Origin of the sequence: Mycobacterium sp. Root265 (genome assembly GCF_001428895.1) — a bacterium.
In the GTDB taxonomy this organism is placed as follows: Bacteria; Actinomycetota; Actinomycetes; order Mycobacteriales; family Mycobacteriaceae; genus Mycobacterium.
On the sequence record NZ_LMJA01000028.1, the window covers coordinates 166,985 to 187,430 of the forward strand.

At 68.3% G+C, this 20,446-nt stretch carries 19 protein-coding genes; 9 read left to right on the forward strand and 10 right to left on the reverse strand.

Annotated elements, in window-relative coordinates; translation table 11 throughout:
• The first annotated feature begins 1 nt into the window (after window position 1).
• Window positions 2–2,224: an acyl-CoA dehydrogenase gene (locus tag ASE48_RS19425; protein ID WP_057168784.1), complete on the forward strand. Its 2,223-nt coding sequence runs from the start codon at window positions 2–4 to the stop codon at window positions 2,222–2,224.
• Window positions 2,225–2,231: 7 nt separating this feature from the next.
• Window positions 2,232–2,810, forward strand: coding sequence for a TetR/AcrR family transcriptional regulator (locus ASE48_RS19430; protein WP_057168785.1), 579 nt, complete (start codon window positions 2,232–2,234; stop codon window positions 2,808–2,810).
• Here the strand turns inward: ASE48_RS19430 and ASE48_RS19435 are convergent.
• Window positions 2,807–5,113 (reverse strand): molybdopterin guanine dinucleotide-containing S/N-oxide reductase, encoded by a 2,307-nt coding sequence (locus ASE48_RS19435; RefSeq protein ID WP_057168786.1) that lies wholly within the window; start codon window positions 5,111–5,113, stop codon window positions 2,807–2,809. The two genes, ASE48_RS19430 and ASE48_RS19435, sit on opposite strands and share 4 nt — an antisense overlap.
• A 97-nt stretch (window positions 5,114–5,210) precedes the next feature.
• Here ASE48_RS19435 and ASE48_RS19440 point away from each other — a divergent pair, with 97 nt between their 5' ends.
• Both ASE48_RS19440 and ASE48_RS19445 read left to right on the forward strand, forming a co-directional pair.
• The gene (locus ASE48_RS19440) at window positions 5,211–6,368 is read left to right on the forward strand and encodes an acyl-CoA dehydrogenase family protein (RefSeq protein WP_057168787.1); all 1,158 of its coding nucleotides are present in this window, start codon (window positions 5,211–5,213) and stop codon (window positions 6,366–6,368) included.
• 116 nt (window positions 6,369–6,484) lie between these two features.
• On the forward strand, window positions 6,485–8,530 hold the full coding sequence (locus ASE48_RS19445) for a sunset domain-containing protein (protein ID WP_057168999.1): 2,046 nt from the start codon (window positions 6,485–6,487) through the stop codon (window positions 8,528–8,530).
• Window positions 8,531–8,536: 6 nt separating this feature from the next.
• Here ASE48_RS19445 and lexA read toward each other — a convergent pair whose 3' ends face one another.
• Genes lexA through ASE48_RS19465 form a run of 4 tightly spaced genes read right to left on the reverse strand, consistent with a single transcriptional unit; the run spans window position 8,537 to window position 10,556 of the window.
• Complete coding sequence (lexA, locus tag ASE48_RS19450; protein ID WP_057168788.1) at window positions 8,537–9,211, reverse strand: transcriptional repressor LexA; 675 nt, start codon at window positions 9,209–9,211, stop codon at window positions 8,537–8,539.
• 32 nt (window positions 9,212–9,243) lie between these two features.
• Complete coding sequence (locus ASE48_RS19455; RefSeq protein ID WP_057168789.1) at window positions 9,244–9,690, reverse strand: DoxX family protein; 447 nt, start codon at window positions 9,688–9,690, stop codon at window positions 9,244–9,246.
• Window positions 9,683–10,105, reverse strand: a complete 423-nt coding sequence (locus ASE48_RS19460) for an organic hydroperoxide resistance protein (RefSeq protein WP_057168790.1) — start codon at window positions 10,103–10,105, stop codon at window positions 9,683–9,685. The genes ASE48_RS19455 and ASE48_RS19460 overlap by 8 nt, the downstream gene beginning before the upstream one ends.
• Window positions 10,106–10,124: 19 nt before the next feature.
• Window positions 10,125–10,556 carry a MarR family winged helix-turn-helix transcriptional regulator gene (locus tag ASE48_RS19465; RefSeq protein ID WP_162264249.1) on the reverse strand — a complete coding sequence of 144 codons (432 nt, stop codon included), beginning with the start codon at window positions 10,554–10,556 and terminating at the stop codon, window positions 10,125–10,127.
• 194 nt (window positions 10,557–10,750) lie between these two features.
• Here ASE48_RS19465 and ASE48_RS19470 point away from each other — a divergent pair, with 194 nt between their 5' ends.
• Together ASE48_RS19470 and nrdR are read left to right on the forward strand one after the other, a co-directional pair.
• On the forward strand, window positions 10,751–11,248 hold the full coding sequence (locus tag ASE48_RS19470; RefSeq protein ID WP_082614295.1) for a LysM peptidoglycan-binding domain-containing protein: 498 nt from the start codon (window positions 10,751–10,753) through the stop codon (window positions 11,246–11,248).
• Between the two features lie 99 nt (window positions 11,249–11,347).
• Window positions 11,348–11,809: a transcriptional regulator NrdR gene (gene nrdR, locus ASE48_RS19475; protein WP_057169001.1), complete on the forward strand. Its 462-nt coding sequence runs from the start codon at window positions 11,348–11,350 to the stop codon at window positions 11,807–11,809.
• Between the two features lies 1 nt (window position 11,810).
• Here the strand turns inward: nrdR and ASE48_RS19480 are convergent, their stop codons facing one another.
• The 4 genes from ASE48_RS19480 to sthA all read right to left on the reverse strand — a co-directional run bounded on the left by ASE48_RS19480 (window position 11,811) and on the right by sthA (window position 16,070).
• The gene (locus ASE48_RS19480; protein ID WP_057168791.1) at window positions 11,811–12,509 is read right to left on the reverse strand and encodes a PhzF family phenazine biosynthesis protein; all 699 of its coding nucleotides are present in this window, start codon (window positions 12,507–12,509) and stop codon (window positions 11,811–11,813) included.
• A 13-nt stretch (window positions 12,510–12,522) separates the two neighbouring features.
• A complete protein-coding gene (locus tag ASE48_RS19485; RefSeq protein WP_057169002.1) occupies window positions 12,523–13,545 on the reverse strand; it encodes an alpha/beta fold hydrolase in 1,023 nt (340 codons plus the stop codon).
• A 36-nt stretch (window positions 13,546–13,581) separates the two neighbouring features.
• The gene (locus ASE48_RS19490) at window positions 13,582–14,562 is read right to left on the reverse strand and encodes a proteasome assembly chaperone family protein (RefSeq protein WP_057169003.1); all 981 of its coding nucleotides are present in this window, start codon (window positions 14,560–14,562) and stop codon (window positions 13,582–13,584) included.
• 101 nt (window positions 14,563–14,663) lie between these two features.
• Window positions 14,664–16,070: a Si-specific NAD(P)(+) transhydrogenase gene (gene sthA / locus ASE48_RS19495; protein ID WP_156409301.1), complete on the reverse strand. Its 1,407-nt coding sequence runs from the start codon at window positions 16,068–16,070 to the stop codon at window positions 14,664–14,666.
• A gap of 174 nt (window positions 16,071–16,244) precedes the next feature.
• On the opposite strand from sthA, the gene ASE48_RS19500 reads away from it, so the two are divergent.
• The 3 genes from ASE48_RS19500 to ASE48_RS19510 all read left to right on the forward strand — a co-directional run bounded on the left by ASE48_RS19500 (window position 16,245) and on the right by ASE48_RS19510 (window position 19,723).
• Entirely contained in the window at window positions 16,245–17,588 is a 1,344-nt protein-coding gene (locus ASE48_RS19500) for a hemolysin family protein (protein WP_057168793.1), read from the forward strand.
• Window positions 17,585–18,586 (forward strand): hemolysin family protein, encoded by a 1,002-nt coding sequence (locus ASE48_RS19505; RefSeq protein ID WP_057168794.1) that lies wholly within the window; start codon window positions 17,585–17,587, stop codon window positions 18,584–18,586. Before ASE48_RS19500 ends, ASE48_RS19505 begins: the two co-directional genes overlap by 4 nt.
• 96 nt (window positions 18,587–18,682) lie before the next feature.
• Entirely contained in the window at window positions 18,683–19,723 is a 1,041-nt protein-coding gene (locus ASE48_RS19510; protein WP_057169004.1) for a DUF4192 domain-containing protein, read from the forward strand.
• Window positions 19,724–19,736: 13 nt separating this feature from the next.
• On the opposite strand, the gene ASE48_RS19515 is transcribed toward ASE48_RS19510, so the two are convergent.
• The gene (locus tag ASE48_RS19515) at window positions 19,737–20,441 is read right to left on the reverse strand and encodes a metal-dependent transcriptional regulator (RefSeq protein ID WP_057168795.1); all 705 of its coding nucleotides are present in this window, start codon (window positions 20,439–20,441) and stop codon (window positions 19,737–19,739) included.
• Between the last annotated feature and the right edge of the window lie 5 nt (window positions 20,442–20,446).

Genomic DNA, 20,446 nt, shown 5'->3' on the forward strand with positions numbered 1-20,446 from the left:
CGTGGTTGTCGCCCTGACCGATGAACAGATCCAGCTCACCGACTCGATGGCCGGCTTCGCGCAGCGCCACGGCGGACGGGAACTCACCAGATCGCAGTTCGACGCGATCGCGGCGGGAACCCGGCCCGACTTCTGGGCGACCCTGGTCGCCCAGGGTCTGCACGCCGTGCACCTGCCCGAGGAGTTCGGCGGACAGGGCGGCACACTGGCCGAGGCCGCGTGTGTCATCGACGCCGCCGGTTACGGACTGCTGCCGGGACCGCTGTTGCCCACCGTCATCGCCGGTGCCGCGGTGGCCGCCGCCGATACCGACGGGCCCGCCGCCCGTGCGCTGCTGCAGGCCATCGCGGCCGGCGCCACGGCGGCGCTGCTGCTGCCCGGCGACGGCGAGATCCGGGCCACCGCCGGGGACGGGGGATGGCAGCTGGATGGCTCGGCCGGGCCGCAACTCGGGTCGAGTTCCGCCGAGCACCTCGTGGTCGGCGCCAGAACCGAAGCGGGCGAGACACTCTGGTTCGTCGTGGACGCCGGTGCGCCGGGCGTCACGGTGCAGGCGCACCCGCCGACCGACCTGACCCGCGATGTCGGCACCCTGCACTGCCATGGTGTGCGCGGCGGTGACGCCCTCACCGGGATGGACGAGCAGACCGCGCAGGGTATCGCCGTGGGCCTCATCGCCGCCGAAGCCGCGGGCATCGCGCGCTGGTGTGTGGACAATGTGGTCGCCTACCTGAAGGTGCGCGAGCAGTTCGGCCGCCCGATCGGCACCTTCCAGGCCCTGCAGCACAAGGCGGCGACGCTGTTCATCAACAGCGAACTCGCCGCGGCCTCGGCCTGGGATGCGATTCGCGGCGCGGATCAGTCCGCGGTGCAGCATCGCATCGCCGCCGCCGGTGCCGCGGTCTGCGTCATCGGCCGGCTTCCGGAACTCGTGGTCGACGCGCTGACCATGTTCGGCGCGATCGGCTACACCTGGGAACACGACCTGCACCTGTACTGGAAGCGTGCCATCAGCCTGGCCGCCGCCGTCGGTCCGGTGACGGATTGGGCACGCGCCCTTGGTGATCCGGACCTGCCCGGACGTGACTTCGCCATCGAGCTCACCGAGGTCGAGCCGGACTTCCGCGCCGGTGTGGCCGCCGCCCTCGACGCTGCGGCAGCGTTGCGCAACGAGAAGCCGGGCAGGCAGAACCCCGAATATGCGGAGTACTGGACCGGCCCGCAGCGCGCCGCGCTCGCCGATGCCGGTCTGGTTGCGCCGTACCTGCCCGCGCCCTGGGGGCTCGATGCCTCACCGGCGCAGCAGCTCATCATCGACGAGGAGTACGACAAGCGGCCCTATCTGACCCGGCCGTCGCTGGGGATCGCGCAGTGGATCCTGCCGACGGTGCTCACCGCCGGCTCCGATGCGCAGCGTGACCGCTTCGCGGTGCCCACCATGCGTGGTCAGATCGGCTGGTGCCAGCTCTTTTCCGAACCCGGTGCCGGATCGGACCTGGCCGCGCTGTCGACCAGGGCGACCAAGGTGGACGGTGGCTGGCGGATCAACGGACAGAAGGTCTGGACCTCCTCGGCGCAACGTGCCGACTGGGGCGCGCTGCTGGCCCGCACCGATCCGGATGTCAAGAAGCACAAGGGTATCGGGTACTTCCTGGTCGATATGACGTCCCCGGGCATCCGGGTCCGGCCGCTGCGCACGGCCAGCGGCGACGAGCATTTCAACGAGGTGTTCTTCGACGATGTGTTCGTGCCCGACGAGATGCTGGTGGGTGAGCCCACCGCCGGCTGGTCCCATGCGCTGGCCACCATGGCCAATGAGCGGGTGGCCATCGGCGCCTATGTGAAGCTGGACAAGGAAAGTGAGCTGCGCACCCTGGCCCGCCGGGCCGGCCCGCAGGATGGGGCGGTGCGCGGGGCGCTCGGTGAGGTTCGGGCGGCCACCAACGCGATCGGCGCACTCGCGGTGCGGGACACCCTGGGCAGGCTCGCCGGGCACGGTCCGGGCCCGGCGAGCAGCGTCGGCAAGGTCGGCACCGCACTGCTGGTGCGCCGGGTGACCGCGGACGCACTGGCCTTCAGCGGCCGCGCGGCCATGGTCGGCGGTGGCGAACAGCCTGCGGTGGGGCAGAGCCTGATGATGCCCGCCGAGGTCATCGGCGGCGGCACCATCGAGATCCAGCTGAACATCATCGCCACGATGATCCTCGGGCTGCCGAGGAATTGAGGCCGCCATGACCGACATGCCGGGCTACAAGCAGGCCCGCCGGTCGCAGATCGTGGCGGCCGCGCAGGCACTGCTCAAGGCGCAGGAGTACGACCAGATCCAGATGCGTGATGTCGCCGACGCCGCGGATGTGGCGCTGGGCACGCTGTACCGCTACTTCAGCTCCAAGGAGCATGTGTACGCCGCGGTGCTGATGGATTGGGCGCAGCCGGTTTTCGCGCCCGCCGCCCCGGACACCCGACCGGCGGAGCGCCGGGTGCGGGAGAAGGTGCGCGGCATCATCGCCACCTTCGAGCGTCGTCCTGCCTTCTTCAAGGTCTGCATGCTGTTGCAGAACACCGCCGACGCCAACGCGGCGGCCCTGATGGAAGAGTTCGGCGCCGTCGCCCAGCAGACGCTGTCCGAGGATTTCGCCTCACTGGGGGCCCAGGAATCGGCCGACACCGCAATCATGGTGTGGGGCATCATCAACACGATGCTGTCCGGTGCGCTGCTGCACGGCCATCCGATCGCCGACGCCTACCGGGTGGTCGATGCCTTCGTCGACCTGGTGGCGCCCCGGCTGCCCGCCGACCAGCGCGCCTAGCGGATCACCGGCGGCTCGTGGGCTCGCACCGGCGGCAGCTCGGCCGGACCCTCCCCGTCGCTGCGCTCGCCCCAGACGAACTTCTCCAGCTGCACCAGCACATGGGCGCCGGTGCATCCGCGGGCCAGTGCCGAGGTGCCGACATCGTCGGTCAGCACATTCGGATTGCCGTGCACACACAGTGAGTCCGGGTCGGCGGGATCGAGCGGGTCGAACCAGGCGCCTGTGGACAGCTGGACCACCTGGGGTCGCAGCCGGTCATCGATCACCACGCCGGCCAGGCAGGCGCCGCGGTCGTTGAACACCCGCACCACGTCGCCGTCGGCCAGGCCGCGGTCCGCGGCATCGGCGGGATGGATCCGGATCGGCTCGCGCCCGTGAACTTTGGACTTCTGACTGGTGGCACCGCCGTCGAGCTGGCTGTGCAGCCGGCTGGCCGGCTGGTTGGCGATGAGGTGCAGCGGGTAGGTCTGCGCGCGCTCACCGCCCAGCCATTCGGTGGGTTCGAACCAGGCGGGGTGTCCCGCACAATCGTCGTAACCGAAGCCGTCGATATCGGCGGAGAAGATCTCGATCCGCCCGCTCGGGGTGTTCAACCGGTTCGTGTACGGGTCGGCGCGGAAGTCGGCCAGCAGGGTCAGCCCGGGTTCGGTGGGCAACCGCAACTGCCCGTCGGCCCAGAACTGATCGAAGGACGGCGCGGCGAAATCCACACCGGCCGACCACGTGTCATACATGTGCACCAGCCACTCCCGGGCCGTGCGGCCCTCGGTGAACGCTTCGGCCACCCCGAAGCGCTGCGCGAGTTCGGCGAAGGTCGTGTAGTCGTCCCGCGACTGGGCGTAGGGCTCGGTCAGCGCGGGCATCGCGGTCAGCATCGGGTCGTTGCGCGAGCCCGAATAGTCCTCGCGTTCATAGGCGGTGGTCGATGGCACCACGATGTCGGCGTGCTTGGCCATCGCCGTCCAGTACGGATCGTGCACGACGATGGTGTCCGGACGGGCCAGTGCGCGGCGCAGCCGCGGGATGTTCTGGTGGTGGTGGAACGGATTCCCGCCGGCCCAGTAGACCAGCCGGATATCGGGAAACGTCAGGCGCAGGCCGTTGTAGTCGTACTCACGGCCGGGGTGCAGCAGCATATCGCTGACGGCGGCCACCGGGATGAAGGTGGACACCGGGTTGTGGCCCTGTGGCAGCACCGGCAGCCGGAAGCGCAGCGGCGCCAGGCCCGGCTCGTTCATCGACCCGTAGCCGTGCCCGAAACCTCCTCCCGGCAGGCCGATCTGGCCGAGCATCGCGGCCAGTGTCAGGCCCATCCACGGGGCCTGCTCGCCGTGGCGGATCCGTTGCAGCGACCAGCTGACGGTGACCAGGGTGCGGCCCGCGGCCATCCGACGGGCCAGTGCGGTGAGATCCTCGGCCGCCAGCCCGCTGATGGCCGACGCCCACGCGGGGGATTTCGGCACTCCGTCGTCGGTGCCCAGCAGGTACCGCTCGAACCGCTCGTACCCGATGCAGTAGGTGTCCAGGAACTCGCGGTCGACGAGGCCCTCGGTGGCCAGCACGTGGGCCAGCGCCAGCATGACGGCCACATCGGTGCCGGGCACCGGTGCGTGCCACTCGTGATCGCCGTCGACATCGTCGCGCAGCGGCGAGAACGACACGATGCGACCGCCCCGCTCGCGGAACTGCTGCAGCGCCGCGCGCGCCGGGTGTGCGGTGGTGCCGCCGTGATTGATGCCGGTGTTCTTCAGCGCGATACCGCCGAACGCCACCAGCAGGTCGGTGTGCTCGACGATCACCTCCCACTGGGTGGAACGCTTGAACAGGTCGTCGTGCGTGCCGACCACCCGGGGCATGATCGCCCCGGTCGCCCCGAGGCTGTAGGAGTGCCGCGACGAGGTGTATCCGCCGATGAGTTTCAGGAACCGGTGCACCTGGCTCTGCGCATGGTGGAACCGGCCGGCGCTGGCCCAGCCGTAGGAGCCGCCGTAGATGGCCTCATTGCCGTGCGTGTCGATCACCCTGCGCAGTTCGCCGGCCAGCAGGTCGGTCAGCTCGTCCCAGGACACCGCCACGAACTCGTCGTCGCCGCGGCGCTCGCTGGGTCCGGGGCCGTCGCGCAACCATCCGCGGCGTACCGCGGGGCCGGTGACCCGCGAGCGGTGCCGGATCGACCCGGGCAGGTTGTGCAGCAGGGGAGAGGGATCGGCGTCACCGGTGCGCGGTGTCACCGCCGCGATATCGCCGTCGCTGACCTCGGCGGTGAAGGCACCCCAGTGGGCGAGGCTGGCTCGTGACACGCACCAATCCTAGGGCGCTGGACTCACCGCTCGACCAACCATCCGGTTGGTATATGTTGGGCGCCACACACCCTGATACCAGTACCGGAGGTCACGCATGGGCGCCGTCAAATTCGACCGCACGCTGTTCGAGCCGGAGCACGATCTGTTCCGCGAGTCCTACCGCGCCTTCCTGGAACGCCACGCCGCGCCGTTCCAGGAAGAGTGGGAGAAGGCCAAGATCGTCGACCGCCAGGTCTGGCGCGAGGCGGGCAAGCAGGGATTTCTGGGCATGGCCGTGCCCGAGGAGTACGGCGGCGGCGGCAACCCGGACTTCCGCTACAACGTCGTCATCACCGAGGAGACCAGTGCCGGCCGTCACAGCGGACTGGGCTTCACGCTGCAGAACGATGTCATCGCGCCGTACCTGATCGAACTGGGCACCGAGGAGCAGAAGCAGCGCTGGCTGCCCGGATTCTGCAGCGGCGAATTGATCACGGCGATCGCAATGACCGAGCCCGGCACCGGCAGCGACCTGCAGGGCATCAAGGCCCGCGCGGTCCGCGACGGTGACCACTACATCCTCAACGGGTCGAAGACCTTCATCACCAACGGCATTCACGCCGACCTGGTGATCGTCGTCGCCTGCACCGACCCCGAGAAGGGCGCCCAGGGCTTCTCATTGCTGGTCGTCGAGCGTGGCATGGAGGGCTTCGAGCGCGGGCGCCACCTCGACAAGATCGGCCTCGATGCGCAGGACACCGCTGAACTGTCCTTCACCGACGTCAAGGTTCCGGTCGAGAACCTGCTCGGCCAGGAGGGCATGGGCTTCCTGTACCTGATGCAGAACCTGCCCCAGGAGCGCATCAGCATCGCCGTCATGGCCGCCGCGGCCATGGAGTCCGCACTCGAGCAGACCCTGCAGTACACCAAGGAACGCAAGGCCTTCGGCAAGCCCATCGGCAGCTTCCAGAACAGCCGGTTCGTGCTCGCCGAACTGGCGACCGAGGCCACCGCGATCCGGATCATGGTCGACGAGTTCATCCGGCTGCACCTGGACCGCAAGCTCACTGTCGAGCAGGCGGCGATGGCGAAGTGGTACAGCACCGAGGCGCAGGTTCGGTTGGTGGATCGCTGCCTGCAACTGCACGGCGGCTACGGTTACATGCGGGAATACCCGATCGCGCGGGCGTTCCTGGACTCACGGATCCAGACGATCTACGGCGGTACGACGGAGATCATGAAGGAGATCATCGGTCGCGGCCTCGGGGTCTGAGTGTCCCGACACGTTTCGGCGCAGGTGGCGATATCCCACGAGTTCTCGGTCAACTGACGCAAAGTTGACGAACGCGATACTTTCGTGTGGTTTTGCGCTACTTCGGGGAGGACCGAATGACCAGGCAGCGGACCCGGCTGGGCAGGCTTGCCGGCCGGGCAGCGACAGGGCTGGTGAGTGCCGCACTGATTGCGGGCATGGTGCTGCTGGCGCCACCGGCCGCGGCGACACCGGAAGGTGACGCCGATGCGGCGATCACCGCTGCCTGGGAGACCGGCGGCGGTGACGGGGGCCCACTGGGTCCCAAGGACGGTGGGGTCTACCCGGCCGGTGACGGCTTCGGGCAGAACTTCGCGTCGGGCAAGATCTTCTTCACCCCCGACACCGGTGCGCATATCGTCTCGGGCGCCATCCTGGAGAAGTACGAATCTCTCGGTGGCCCCGCGGACAGCGATCTGGGCTTCCCGACGATCGATGAGGGCGCGGGCCGGGCGGCCAACAGCCGTAACTCGACGTTCAGCGCGCCGGACAAGCCGGTCATCTTCTGGACGCCGGACACCGGCGCCCGGGTCGTTCGTGGCGCCGTCAACCAGGCGTGGGACGCCCTCGGCGGTTCGGCCGGGGTGCTCGGAGTGCCCAGCGAGGACGAGACCACAAACGGCGACACCGTCACCCAGAAGTTCACCGGCGGCGAGATCTCGTGGGACCGCAAGACCAAGGCCTTCACCACGGTGCCGCCCGAGTTGGCGGGTCAGCTCGGGGCCATCGAGGTCCCCTCGGACGCCACATCGGCGATTGCCGCCGCCCGCCGGGCGGCCGGCGGTGCGCTGGGTCCGCTGGGTGCCGAAGAGGGTGCGCAGTACGCGATCGGCGCCGACGGGGTCGGGCAGAACTACGCCGGGGGCAAGATCTTCTATAGCCCGGACACCGGCGCCAATGTGGTCACCGGCCAGGTCCTGGCCAAGTACGAAACCGTCGGCGGACCGACGGGGGATCTCGGATTCCCCACCACCAGTGAGGCCGACGGCGGTCTGACACCGCAGAGCCGCGTCGTCGCCTTCGCCGCCGCGGACAAACCGGTGATCTTCTGGACCCCCGACTTCGGTGCGGTGATCGTGCGCGGCGCGATGAACGCGGCCTGGGACAAGCTCGGCGGCGCGACCGGCGAGCTCGGCGCCCCGAAGGCCGATCAGACCGAGAATGGCACCGTCGTCAGCCAGCAGTTCAACGGCGGTTCGATCTCGTGGGACAAGGCGACAAACAAGTTCAGTACCGAACCTGCCGGCCTGCAGTCTCAACTCGCCGGCCTGGAGGTCCCCGGTGCGGACGCACCGCAGGCACCGGCCGATGCGCCGGCGGCCACCGGCGGCTCGGACAGCGGCGACAAGTGGTACTCCTCGCCGTGGTGGTGGCTGCTGGGCCTGATCCCGCTGGTGGGTGTGATCGCGCTGATCGCCATCGCCGTGCTGCGCAACCGGCGGCCCCGCGAGGACGACGAGTTCAGCGATGACCCCTACGAGCGCGGCTATGACGGCGGATACGAGGACCGTTACGAGTCCGGCTATCCCAGCCGTCCCGAACCGGCCGTCTACCCGCCGCAGAGCCCGTGGGCGTCGGGGACCCCGGCCGAATCCGACTCCGCCGATGACGAAACCGGTGACGACGACTACGAGTACAACGAGGAACCCGGCGACTACGAGTCCGACGAGTACGGCTCCGATGATCATGACGTCGAGGGCGATGAGCTCGAGGAATTGGGCGCCACCGAGGAGCCGTTGAGTTTCGATCACGATCCGGATGCGGTCGACACCGCGCCGACGCGGATCGAAGCGCCGCCCGAGACCGGTGCGGAGGAGTTCGATCCACCGACCACGGTCGTGCCGCTGACCTCCGGTCTTGCGCAGCCCGAGTACGAACCGGATTTCCCCAGTGGCCGTCACGCCGCGATCCAGATCGAGGAACCCGAGGACGCCGGCTGGACTTCGATGCGTCTTGCCACCGGTGATCGCTACCGGGCCCCCGAGGGCTATCCGATCAAGGCTGACACGAAAACCGGGCTCTACTGGGCTCCGGGTAGCCCGGGATATCGCGACACCGAGGCTGAAATCTGGTTTGCCAGCGAGGAATTCGCCCGGACGAACGGATTCGTCCGGGCGGACTGAGCGTCCTCAGATCTTGCGGATGACGGTGACGACCTTGCCGAGCACGACCGCGTCGTTACCGTCGATGGGGTCGAACGCCGGGTTGTGCGGCATCAGCCACACCTGACCGCGGGTGCGCTTGAAGGTCTTGACGGTGGCTTCGCCGTCGATCATCGCCGCGACGATGTCACCGTTGTCGGCGACGTTCTGCTGGCGGATGACCACCCAGTCCCCGTCGCAGATGGCGGCGTCGATCATCGACTCGCCGACCACCTTCAGCAGGAACAGCGAACCCTCACCGACGAGCTCGCGGGGGAGCGGGAAGACCTCTTCGACAGCCTCCTCCGCGAGGATCGGCCCGCCCGCCGCGATCCGGCCGAGGACCGGGACGAAGGTGGGTTCGGGCAGTGCGTCCGAGCCCGCGACATCGGTGGCCACGATCGGGGTCACCATCTCGTCGGAGCCGCGGACGTCCACGGCGCGTGGGCGGTTGGGGTCCCTGCGCAGATAGCCCTTGCGCTCCAGGGTGCGCAGCTGATGGGCCACCGACGATGTCGACGTCAGACCGACGGCATCGCCGATCTCGCGGATGCTGGGCGGATAGCCGCGACTGGTCACGGAGGTGCGGATGACCTCCAGGATGGTGCGCTGACGCTCGGTCAGGCTGGAGCGTGCCTCAGGGGTTTCGGTGCTGTCGCTCATGGCGCCGAATGTAGTCGCCGTGGCACAGATAATCAAACATGTGTTCGAGGCGTGTCGGATTTGGTGGCGCCGCGCGGGACCGCGGTCGACCACAGCGCCCATGCGATCAGTGCGGGCTGGAACAGCAGCCGGACGAACCTGCTGGTGTCGCTGTTGAGGCCGAAACCGTCGGCATGATTGGCGAATTGAGCGATGTTGCCGGGAAAGATCAGCACGAAGAAGGCCGCGAGCAGCCGGCCGACCAGCACCCGGTCGCGCCGCAGCAGGGCCAGTCCGACGCCGAGGGTGATCTCGACGCCGCCCGAGGCCATCACCACGCCGTCCGCGTCCATCGGCACCCATTTGGGGACCTGGGCCTGGAACTCCTCGCGAGCCCAGAACAGGTGACTGAACCCGGCGAAGATCATGGCGCCGGCGAGTGCCAGCCGTGCGATCGTGCGGGCCCGGGTGGTCGGCGGCGGGGCGGGAAGCTCACTCATCGGCCACCGTCAGGGTGACCTCGATGTTGCCGCGGGTGGCATTGGAGTACGGGCACACCTGGTGGGCGGCCTCGGCAAGCTGTTGCGCCGTCGCGTGATCCACGTTCGGCAGGGTGATCTCGAGTTCGACGGCCAGGCCGAAGGCGCCGTCATCGCCGGATCCGAGTGTCACCCGGGCGCCGACCGCGGAATCGGAGACGTCGGCCTTCTGCTGGCGCGCGACCAGGCGCAGTGCGGAATGGAAGCATGCGGCGTAGCCGACGGCGAACAGTTGCTCGGGGTTGGTGCCCGCGCCCGACCCGCCCATCTCCTTCGGGATGCTCAGCGCCACATTGACTTTTCCGTCCGATGTGCGTCCGTGCCCGTCGCGTCCCTCGCCGGTGGCGAGCGCCTCCGCGGTGTAGAGCGTCTTCATATCCGATCCTTTCGTGTCGTCACTGCGAGGAATTCAGGTGATGCACCAGTCCGCGTAGCACGTCTCGCAGCGCGGCGATGTCGGCCTCGGCGGCGTCCGTCGACGCCAACAGGCGTTCCGGCACACACGCCGCACGCGACTCCAGCGCCCGCCCGGCCGGCGTCAGCGACACCTCGACACGGCGTTCGTCGTCGGCGGCGCGCTGCCTGACCACCAGGCCACTGTTCTCGAGCCGCTTCAGCAGCGGCGACAGCGTCCCGGAATCGAGGTGCAGGCGGTGGCCCAGATGCCCGACCGAACAGTCCTGCTCCTCCCACAGCACCAGCAGCACGAGGTACTGCGGATAGGTGATACCGAGTTCGTCGAGGAGTGGGCGGTAGGCCGCGGTCATGGCCCGGGAGGCCGAGTACAGCGCAAAGCACAGCTGGTCATCGAGTCGGGCTGCGTGCACCGCACAACCATATTGCACAACTAAATTGTGCGCAATTGATGTACGGGCCGGAGGCGCGACCGACTCCCGCCTACTTGTCGGTGGTCCCGTCTATCGTTTCGCAACAGTTCGATCACATGTTCTATTCATCGAACACATGATCGACTAGCATTCGAACACAGAAGCGAACGCCACCTACTCGGAGAGGCAGTCAGATGACAATTCTCGAAGCTCGCCCGGTCAGCCGGAACAGTGCATTTGCCCCGGCCCCCACGGCCCAGCCGTCGACGGCCGCCGAGGTGTGGCCGCTGCCCCGCGATGTGGTGGTGCGCCGCCGCCGCGTGCAGCCGACCCGCCGTCCGGGTGGTGCGCCGCTGGGCCACCGCGGCACCGGGGTGCTGATGTCGCGTGCCTCGCACCGGCGCCGCCCGATCACCCCGGCCGCCACGGTGCTGATGGCCCTGCTGGCCGGTGGAATCACCTTGTGGCTCGGGCTGGTTGCGCAGCTGGGTGGCCCGACCGAGGAGCCCGTGCAGCTGCCCACCCGGTTGTCGGTGGTGTACGTGCAGGACGGCGAGACCCTGCAGCACATCGCGCACCGGGTGGCACCCGATGCGCCTACGGAGCCGGTGGTCGAACGCATCCGCGAGCTCAACAAGCTGAACTCCAGCACGGTGCAGGCCGGGCAGACCCTTATCGCGCCGATCGGCTGAGACGTGCTCGTCGGCGCGGGAGTGCGACTGCCACGCGTCACCCAGGTAGGCTCGAAGACATTCGAACTGGTCGACCTGCGGTGCGGCAAAGGAGCGGTGATGCACTGTCCTTTCTGTCGCCATCCTGATTCGCGTGTCGTCGACTCCCGGGAAACCGATGAGGGTCAGGCCATCCGGCGTCGCCGCTCCTGCCCGGAATGCGGGCGCCGATTCACCACTGTGGAAACCGCGGTACTCGCGGTCGTCAAACGCAGCGGTGTCACCGAACCGTTCAGCAGAGAGAAAGTCATCAAGGGTGTGCGCCGGGCGTGCCAGGGCCGCCAAGTCGATGACGATGCCCTCAACCTGCTGGCCCAACAGGTCGAAGATGCGGTGCGTGCCGCCGGATCGCCCGAGATCCCCAGCAACGAAGTGGGTTTGGCCATCCTCGGCCCGCTGCGCGATCTCGATGAGGTCGCCTACCTGAGGTTCGCCTCGGTGTACCGGTCATTCACCTCGGCCGCCGATTTCGAGCGCGAGATCGAGGCGCTGCGCGCCCATCGCGTCTCCACCTCCGGCTGAATCAGTCCAGCCGGACGCCGGTGTCCTCGACGACCCGGCCGGCGATCTTCACCCAGCCCGCCGGATCCCACCACGAGCGGATCTCGGATCCCTTGCCCTGCGTGACGAGCAGATCCCGGCTCAGATAGTCGGTCATCCGGACCGCCGCCGAACCGGTCGCCTCGTCCTCGGCGATCCCCAGGTGGGGGGCGAACATCCGTGCGCGCAGCGCACCCTGTTCGCGGTCGGTCCATGCCCAGACATAGTGCTCGACGTCATCGCTGTAGTCGGCTGGGTCGGCGGCCAGCACATCGTCGGGCGTGTGCAGGTCGTAGATCGCCAGTTCCGGCGCCCAGTCCGAACGCGCGCTGATCGCGGTCCACTCGCCGTCGGGTTCTGACAGGTAGTCCACCCGCACCAGGCCGGCCGGGACGTGCAACGTCCGGACGGGGGTGCCGCGGTTCTTGAGCCACCACGCGGTGCCCACCGTCGGGTGCCCGGCAAACGGCAGCTCGGTGACCGGTGTGAAAATCCGGATGTGCGCGCTCGCCGCACCGGACTCCGGGATGTCGACGAATACGGTCTCGCTGTAGCCCAATTCGGCGGCGACGCGCTGGCGGTCGGACGGATCCACGGTCGACGCATCGATCACGCCGAGCGGATTGCCGAACTCGCCGTGTGCATCGGTGAACACCCGCAGGACAGTGACATCGACGGCCATACCCCGATGGTAGTCAGGTGGCGCTGCGCTCGTCGGCCCCCATTGCATCGAGCACGGCGACCCTCGTGCCCAGCGAACCGGTGATGGCGCCTTCGCTGATGCCGGTGCGCAACAACCCGCGCAGCATCTCGTGGTCGTACTCGGCCGGAATCGTGGTGTCGATGAAGCGTTGCACCACGTCGACGAATCGATCGGCATCGTCATGGAACGGGAAATGCCCGGAGCCCTCGAAGATCTCGAGTTCCGAGCCCGGCATCGCCGCGTGCGCGAGCCAGGCGTGGCTGACCGGGATGACCGAATCGTGGGAGCCCCAAACCAGTTGCACAGGAACCGATTCGGTCAAATAACAGCGGTCCAGCATGGTGACCACCTGGCCGCGCCAGTCGACCACCGCGCGCAGGGTGCGGGCGAACGCCGAGGACGCGGTGGGTTCGGGGAGGTCGGCGAGCACCCGCAGCGCGTCGGGCAGGTCGCGGCCCAGCCCGGTGGAACCGAGCATCGCCCCGCCGAAGCGTCCGGCGGCCTGCAGGGCAGGCAGCACCAGTGGCAACCGCAGCAGTGCCAGCGCCTCGGTGGCCATCGGCAGCGCCGCCAGACGCAGCACCACGTTCACGTCCTTGCTGACACCGCCCGCGCCGACCAGTACGAGCCGGTCGACCAATTGCGGGAACTGATAGGCGAACTGCATCGCCACCCCGCCGCCGAGGGAGTGGCCGACGACCGTGACCCGGTCGATGTCCAGCACGCTGAGCAGATCACGCATGCCGTTGGCGTAGGCGGCCACCGAGTAGTCCGCACGCGGCTTGTCGGACTGGCCGTGGCCCAGCAGATCCGGTGCGATCACCGTATACCGCCGGGCCAGCATCGACTGCACGGTGTGCCAGGTCGTCGAGTTGTCACCGATACCGTGGATCAGCAGGATCGCCGGGCCCGAGCCGGCCACCCGGAACGCCCGCCGGTAGCCGTGGATGGTGCGGAACTGCAAGGTGGGAGAGATCTCCCGCACGCTGCGCAGCTTGGGCTTGCGATCGGTCATCTCGGTCACTCCTCGCAATCCGGTAGCGGAGCTCGGTCAGGTGGTCTCGTCGCCGTCGGTGAAGCCTTCGCCGAACTTGCCGTCCGCCTGCTGAGCGAGGAAACGTTCGAACTCCGCACCCAGTTCGTCACCGCTGGGAAGCTCCTCGTCACGTGCCAGCAACGAGCGATTTTCCTGAGCGGCAACGAACGCATCGTACTGACGCTCCAGCTGAGTCACCACCTGAGCGACTTCGGCGCTGGCCTCGACCTGTTCGTTGATCTTGGTGTGCACCTCGGCGGCGGCCTCACCCAGTGCGTTCAGCGGGATCTGCAGCGAGCCGGCCCTCGCCGCCTCGGTGAGCAGGCTCTCGGCGGCCGGCGGGTACGCGGTCTGGGCCAGGTAGTGCGGCACATGCACGGTGAAACCGACGGCGTCGTGCCCGTGCTGGCTCATCCGGAACTCCAGCAGGCTGGAGACGCTGGCAGGCACCTGCACCTCGCCCACCCACGGGGTGTACTCGGCGATGAGCTCGGTGTTCGCGGAGTGCGCGGTCAGCGTGACCGGACGTGTGTGCGGCACCGCCATCGGGATGGTGCCCAGTCCGATGGTCTGACGCACGCCCAGGCGCTCGGCCAGCAGCCGGACGGCCGTCACGAAACGCTCCCAGCGCAGGTCGGGCTCCATGCCTGCCAGCAGCAGGAACGGGGTGCCGACGCTGTCGTGCAGCGCGTACAGGTTCAGTTCGGGCTGGTCGTAGCTGCTGAAGTGATCGGTCTTGAACGTCATCATCGGCCGCCGCGACCGGTAGTCCAGCAGCTCATCGATGGCGAAGGACGCGACCAACTCGGTGTCGAGGGTGTCCTTCAGATGTTGCGCCGCCAGCTTGATGGCGTGACCGGCATCGGAGAACCCCTCCAGCGCGTGGATCATCACGGGCCCGCGTCCGTCCGTGGTGGACAGTTGCGGGGCGGGGAACTCCAGCTCGTACATACCGTTCTGGTCGGGCTGGTAGTGCTGTTCCTGATTTTCGGCCATGTGGTTCACCTCCTGTTCACTAGTGTCTCGCACTTTGCCGTCGTCGCAGTGTGCGACCCCGGACATCTGTGCCAACACGGGGGAGGCTGCCGGAAGTCCCGTCAGCGCCTGAACTGGCTCAGCGCCCGCAGTTTGTTCATCACATCGAGCGCGGCGACCTTATAGGCCTCGGAGAATGTCGGGTAGTTGAAAACCGCGTCCACCAGGTATTCCACCGTCCCACCGCACCCCATCACGGCCTGGCCGATGTGCACCATCTCGGTGGCGTTCGTCCCGAAGATGTGCACGCCCAGCAGCCGCAGATCCTCCGTCGAGACCAGCAGCTTGAGCATGCCGTACGAATCGCCGGCGATCTGCCCGCGGGCCAACTCCCGGTACCGGGACACCCCGACCTCATACGGCACCGAATCCTTGGTCAGGTCGACCTCGGTGGCCCCGACGTAGGACACCTCGGGGATCGAATAGATACCGATGGGCTGGAGCTCGGTGATCGAGTGCGTCGGCTCACCGAATGCGTGATAGGCGGCCAGCCGGCCCTGCTCCATCGAGGTCGCGGCCAGGGCGGGAAAGCCGATGACATCGCCGACGGCATAGATGTGGTCGACCTTGGTCTGATAGTTGTCGTCGACGAAAATCCTCCCCCGGTTGTCGGCCTCCAGGCCGGCGCTGGGCAGGTCGAGGTGATCGGTCTGGCCCTGCCGCCCCGCCGAATACATCACCGTCTCGGCAGGGATCTGCTTGCCGCTGGCCAGCGTCGTCACGGTGCCTGCGGAGCCGACGTCGACGGCGGTCACCTCTTCGCCGAAGCGGAAGGTGACCGCCTGATCGCGCAGGTGGAACTTCAGCGCCTCGATGATCTCCGGATCGCAGAACTCCAGCATGTTGGGGCGCTTCTCGACGACGGTGACCTTGGTGCCCAGGGCGGCGAACATCGACGCGTACTCGATGCCGATGACGCCGGCACCCACGACGACCATGGAGCTCGGGATGGACTTGAGGTCGAGGATGCCGTCGGAGTCGAGCACCCGGTGCTCGTCGAATTCGACGCCGGCCGGGCGGGCCGGTTTGGTGCCGGTGGCGATCACGATATTGCGGCCGCTGACCGTCACCCGCTCGGCGCGGTTGGGGTCATCGACGTGCACGGTGTGCGCATCGAGGAAGCGGGCGTGCCCGACGTAGAGCTCGATGCGGTTGCGCATCAGCTGCGAGCGCACCACGTCGATCTCCTTGCCGATGACGTGCTGGGTGCGCGCCAGCAGATCAGCGGGGGTGATCTTCTCCTTGACCCGGTAACTGGCGCCGTACAGCTCGCGCTGGTTCATCCCGGTGAGATAGACGACCGCCTCGCGCAACGTCTTACTCGGGATGGTGCCGGTGTTGACGCAGACGCCGCCGAGCATCAGTCCCCGTTCGATCACCGCGACCGTCTTACCGAGCTTGGCGGCGGCGATCGCGGCCTTCTGGCCGCCGGGGCCGGAACCGATGACGACGAGGTCGTACTCCTGCATGGAACCCATGGCTGAAGTCCTACGCCGGTCACGGCCGAACCGTATGTCTGCGCGGCTAATTGCGTGTGAACAATTTCAGCACAGTCGGTTCGGGAACTTCGGCGCGGTGTCGTTCGTATGTATCCATGTGAGACGCGCCAAGCGCAAACGCCGAAGACCCTGCCCCGGCACGCCATGCTGACCGCCCTGGGAATCCTTGCCGGTATCGCGGTCGTGCTGGCGATCACCGCGCTGACCGGGTACTTCGTGGCCCAGGAATTCGCCTTCATGGCCGTGGACCGGTCCCGGCTGAAGGCGCGGGCCCAGGCCGGCGACGCCGCGGCCGCCCGCGCACTGGCGGTGACTCGGCGCACCTCGTTCATGTTGTCGGGCGCCCAACTCGGTATCACCGTGACCGGACTGCTGGTCGGCTATGTCGCCGAGCCGCTCATCGGTGCGGGCCTGGGTGAGCTGCTCGGTGATGTGGGTGTGCCCATCGCGGTCGGCGTCGCGATCGGCACGGTGCTCGCGGTGCTGTTCTCCACGGTGGTGCAGATGGTCTTCGGTGAGCTGTTCCCGAAGAACCTCGCCATCGCCCGGCCCGAAGCCGTGGCCGACAAGCTGGCACTGTCCACCACCATCTATCTTGCGGTGTTCGGTTGGCTCATCAAGCTTTTCGACGCCTCGTCGAATCTGCTGCTGAAAGCACTGCGCATCGAACCGGTGCACGATGTCGAACACTCGGCCACGCCGCGCGATCTGGAGCACATCGTCGCCGACTCGCGGCAGACCGGTGAACTTCCCGAGGATCTGTCCACCCTGCTGGATCGCATCCTCGATTTCCCCACCCGCAGCACCGAACACGCGATGATCCCGCGCGCCCGCGTCGACGTGGTGCTCGCCGACGAGCCTGTGCGCGCGGTCCTGGACAAGATGGCCACCGGTCACACCCGCTACCCGGTCATCGGCGGATCCGCCGATGATCTGATCGGCGTCGTGCATCTGCACGACCTGCTCGGTGCCACTGATCCGGACGCCACCGCAGCCTCGATGAGCCGGAAGGCGGTCATCCTGCCGACCACGCTGCCACTGCCCTCGGCGTTGCGCACCCTCAATGAGGCGCGTGACGAAATGGCCCTGGTGATCGACGAATACGGCGGTTTCGCCGGGGTGCTCACCATGGAGGATCTGGCCGAGGAACTCGTCGGTGAGATCGACGACGAGCACGACGGGGACGGGGCGGACGAGGATATCGTCGCGACGCCGCAGGGCTGGCTGGTCCGCGGGGATGTCGCGCTGGACGAGGTCAGCCGCGCCGTCGGCCACGATCTGCCCGAGGGCGACTATGAGACGCTGGCCGGTCTGATCATCGCCGAGTTCGGTGGTCTGCCCGCTGTCGGCGACAGCATCACCGTCGACCTCGGCGTCGAACCCGCCGACCTGATCGCCGAGGAGCCGGCGGCCGCGCGGCAATTGCACGCCACCGTGCGCGGCGTCGACAAGCACGTTCCGGCAAGCGTTCTGGTGGAGGTGCGATGAGCAGCCCATGGGGCGTCGCGTTGGTCACCGCCCTGCTGATCGCGGCGAGCGCCTTCTTCGTCGCGGTGGAATTCGCACTGATCGCCGCGCGGCGGCACCGGCTCGAGGACGCCGCCCCGCGCAGCCGGTCAGCGCGTGCGGCCCTGCGTTCGGCCTCGGAGCTCTCGGTGCTGCTGGCCGGATCCCAGCTCGGTATCACCGTCTGCACGCTGGCTCTGGGTGCCATCACCAAACCCGCTGTGCACCACTGGATCACACCCGCGATCGCGGGCTGGGGCGCTCCGGCGTGGCTGGCCGATGTGGGCGGCTTCGTGCTCGCGCTGATCATCGTCACCTTCCTGCACCTGGTGGTCGGTGAGATGGCCCCGAAGTCCTGGGCGATCGCGCATCCCGAGCGCTCGGCGACCCTGCTGGCACTGCCGATGCGTGCGTTCATGTGGGTGACCCGCCCGCTGATCGGCGCGCTGAACCGGCTGGCCAACTGGTGCCTGAAGAAGGTCGGTGTCGATCCGGTCGATCAGGTGGCCACCGGCCAGGACCCGGATGCGCTGCGCCACCTGGTCGAGCACTCGGCGACGGTCGGGACCCTCGATGAGCGCTATCACGGCCATCTGGTCAGCGCGCTGGAACTGCAGGCGCTGACGATCGGTGACATGGTCCGCGACGGCGCCCCGCCCAGCAGCGTGGCCCTCGACGCGACGCCCGCCCAGATCCAGGCCGAGTCGCGGGTCACCGGCCATCTGCGGCTGCTGGTGGCGGGCGACGGCGTTGTGCACGTGCGCGACACGGTGAACGCGCCGGGCACGATCACCGCCGCCGATCTCATGCGGCCGGCGTTGAAACTGGCGGCCGACACCCCGGTGTACGCCGCACTGCGCATCATGCGGGAGACCCGCAATCACCTGGTGGTGGTGGTCGACGACGGCCGGGTGCGCGGACTGATCACGCTGGCGGATGTCCTGGAAAGGCTGCTGCCGACCGCGGATTCGGTGACTTGATCGGGGTTGTCCACAGTCGCGGATTCGTCCACAGCCGGATGCCGCACGGCGGCAATGACCCATTTCCTGTGGGCGACTGCCGTCACCGTGGAACGCATGACAACGCAATCTCGTGGTTTCGATATCGGCCGGCCCGCCTCGCTGATCGCCGCTTTGCCCGCCGTGCTGGGCTTCGTTCCTGAGCACTCGCTGGTGGTGGTGACCGTCGACGGTGCCGAACTGGGCTGTGTCATGCGGGTCGATCTGTCACCGGGACTGGCCGACAACACCGGCCAGCTGGCCGAGGTGGTCGGCGCGGCGGCCCCCGATCAGGCAATCGCGGTGATCGTCGATGAGTTCGGCGCCGACTGCGAGGCCTGCGGCACCGACCACGAGCAGCTGGCCGACGCGCTGTCGCGCTCGCTGGCCGACGAAGGGGTCGAGTTGCTCGCCGTGCTGGTGGTCGACCGGGTGGCCGCGGGCGGGCGCTGGTTCTGCGCCGACGGGTGCGGTGCGCACGGTGACGTCGACGACCCGGAGGCCTCACCGCTGGCGGCGGCTGCGGTGCTGGACGGCCGGCGGCTCTACCGGCGCCGCGCCGATCTGCAACAGGTCATCGCGGTCACTGACACCGATCGCTGCGAGCGTCTCGCTGAGGCCATTGCGAGCCACCGCGTGGTCAACCTGACCACCCGGACTGCGCGCGAGGCCGTGCACGCGGCGATGGCCACCGCGGCCCGGCTCGCGGACGGCACCGAACCCGCCGATGCGGAGCTGGTGGCGCTGGTCTGCGCGCTGGCCGATCCGCGGGTGCGCGACACCCTGTACGCGCTGGCGGTGGGGGATTGCGCCGCCGAGGCCGAGTCGTTGTGGGCGCTGATGGCCCGGGTACTGCCGCAGCGCCGGCGTCCGGACGCGTTGTCCCTGCTGGCCTTCTCGGCCTATGCGCGCGGGGACGGCCCATTGGCCGGTATCGCCTTGGAGGAGGCGGTGCGGATCGATCCGGCCCACCGGATGGCGGGCATGCTGGACAGCGCTCTGCAGTCGGGCATGCGTCCGGAACAGATCCGCGGGATGGCACTGTCGGGCTATCGCACTGCGGGCAAACTCGGTGTGCGGCTACCGCCGCGGCTCGCATTCGGTCAGCGAGCCGGCTGAAAACAGGCCTCGCTCAGACCTTTTCGACCTTCACGGCGTGCGCCATGTGATGGGGCAGTTCGACTTCCTGGTGCCCGGGGATCAGGATCAGGACACCGCCCTGCTCGGCGGGATCGTCGGTGACCTGCACCGTGACGCGCGCGTTAGGGACCACGCCGGCCTCCTTGAGGCGGCCGATCAGCTCGACGTCGCCCTGCACGTGCTCGGTGAGTTGGCGCACCACCACCGCGACCGGGGAACCGGCGGGCAGTTCGGTGAGGCGGACCAGGCTGGCGTCCTCGCCGTTACCGGCGCCGCCGAAGCCGAGCTCGGACAGACCCGGGATCGGGTTGCCGAACGGCGAGGTGGTGGGATTGTCGAGCACCTGGACCAGCCGGCGCTCCACGTCCTCGCTCATGACGTGCTCCCAGCGGCATGCCTCGGCGTGGACTTCCTCCCAGGGCAGGCCGATGACGTCGACCAGCAGCCGTTCGGCGAGGCGATGCTTGCGCATCACCGAGACCGCGAGATAGCGGCCCTTCTCGGTCAATTCGAGATGGCGGTCGCCGGCGACGTGCAGCAGCCCGTCACGCTCCATCCGGGACACGGTCTGGCTGACCGTCGGACCGCTCTGCTCGAGCCGTTCGGCGATCCGTGCACGCAGCGGAACCACGCCCTCTTCTTCGAGGTCGTAGATGGTCCGCAGGTACATCTCGGTGGTATCGATGAGATCGTTCATGCCCT